At 74.9% G+C, this 1,691-nt stretch carries 2 protein-coding genes and 1 pseudogene; all 3 read left to right on the plus strand.

Annotated elements, in window-relative coordinates; genetic code table 11:
- A pseudogene (locus SSBG_RS10140) lies at positions 1-236 on the plus strand (cysteine dioxygenase); the annotation flags it as partial.
- 147 nt (positions 237-383) lie between these two features.
- The gene (gene cofD, locus SSBG_RS10145) at positions 384-1,343 is read left to right on the plus strand and encodes a 2-phospho-L-lactate transferase (RefSeq protein ID WP_008746068.1); all 960 of its coding nucleotides are present in this window, start codon (positions 384-386) and stop codon (positions 1,341-1,343) included.
- On the plus strand, positions 1,340-1,691 hold a 352-nt coding region (locus tag SSBG_RS10150; protein ID WP_037869409.1), incomplete at its 3' end, for a coenzyme F420-0:L-glutamate ligase. The genes cofD and SSBG_RS10150, both read left to right, overlap by 4 nt.

Consider the following 1,691-nt stretch of genomic DNA (forward strand, 5'->3'; position numbering starts at 1 on the left):
GTGGCGTACTGACCGTCCTCGAAGGGGAGTTGACCGAGCGCACTCCACGCGCGGAACGCCGCCTCACCCCCGGCGCCCAGCGCGTCTTCGCGCCCGGCTACGCGCACGAGGTCGTCAACGACACGCTCGGGCCCGCCGTGAGCCTGCACCTCTACCACCCGGGCCTGACCGAGATGCCGATGCACGCCCGGGACACCGGACAGCACGCGGCCCGCTGCGCCGCCACCCACGCCTGAGCCGCCGCGACCCCACGCCCGGGACCCGCCGGGCCCCCGACACGGCCCACCCCGACGCGGCCCGTCCGCGCCGCGCACCGGAACCGTCCCCGCAACCCCGCGCCGCCCCCTGAATCCCCCGCGCGCCGTCTGCGAGAGACTGTCCCCATGCGCATTGTGGTTCTGGCCGGCGGCATCGGCGGCGCCCGATTCCTGCGGGGCCTTCAGCAGGCCGTTCCCGAGGGCACGGACATCACCGTCATCGGCAACACCGGGGACGACATCCACTTGTTCGGGCTCAAGGTGTGCCCGGACCTCGACACCGTGATGTACACGCTCGGCGGCGGCATCAACGAGGAACAGGGCTGGGGACGCAGCGAGGAGTCCTTCCGCGTGAAGGAGGAACTCGCCGCCTACGGCGTCGGGCCCGAGTGGTTCGGGCTCGGGGACCGCGACTTCGCGACGCACATCGTGCGCACGCAGATGCTCGCGGCCGGCTACCCGCTCAGCGCCGTCACCGAGGCGCTGTGCGAGCGCTGGCAGCCCGGGGTGCGCCTCCTGCCGATGTCGGACGACCGCGTCGAGACGCACGTCGCCGTCGAGGAGGGCGGGGAGCGCAAGGCCGTCCACTTCCAGGAGTACTGGGTCCGGATGCGGGCCGCCGTGCCCGCGCTCGCCGTCGTGCCCGTGGGCGCCGAGCAGGCGAAGCCCGCGCCGGGCGTCCTGGAGGCCATCGCGCGGGCCGACGTCATCCTCTTCCCGCCGTCCAACCCGGTCGTCTCGATCGGGACGATCCTCGCCGTGCCCGGCATCAGGGAGGCGATCGCCGAGGCCGGCGTGCCCGTCGTCGGGCTCTCGCCGATCATCGGGGACGCGCCCGTGCGCGGCATGGCCGACAAGGTCCTCGCGGCCGTCGGCGTCGAGTCGAACGCCGCCGCCGTCGCCGAGCACTACGGCGCGGGGCTGCTCGACGGCTGGCTCGTGGACACCGTGGACGAGGCGGTGGTGGAGCGTGTCGAGGCGGAGGGCATCCGCTGCCGCGCCGTACCGCTGCTCATGACGGACCTCGACGCGAGCGCGCGCATGGCCCGCGCCGCCCTCGACCTCGCCGAGGAGGTACGGGCGTGAGCACCCCGGCCCCCTCCCTCTCCGTACGGGCCCTCCCCGGCATCCCCGAGGTCGCGCCGGGCGACGACCTCGCGGCACTCGTCGCCGCCGCGCACCCCGGCCTCGCCGACGGCGACCTCGTCGTCGTCACCTCGAAGATCGTCTCGAAGGCCGAGGGGCGGATCATGGCCGCCGCCTCGCGCGAGGCGGCGATCGACGCGGAGACCGTGCGCGTCGTGGCCAGGCGCGGCCCGCTGCGCATCGTCGAGAACCGGCAGGGCCTCGTCATGGCCGCCGCCGGGGTGGACGCCTCGAACACCGCGCCCGGGACCGTGCTGCTGCTGCCGGAGGACCCCGACGCCTCCGCCG

This window comes from Streptomyces sp. SPB074, from assembly GCF_000154905.1.
Classification (GTDB): domain Bacteria; phylum Actinomycetota; class Actinomycetes; order Streptomycetales; family Streptomycetaceae; genus Streptomyces.

What these genes read in the sequence shown, in the direction of transcription:
- cofD (WP_008746068.1), top strand. Translation starts at nt 384, where the DNA reads ATGCGCATTGTGGTTCTGGCCGGCGGCATCGGCGGCGCCCGATTCCTG.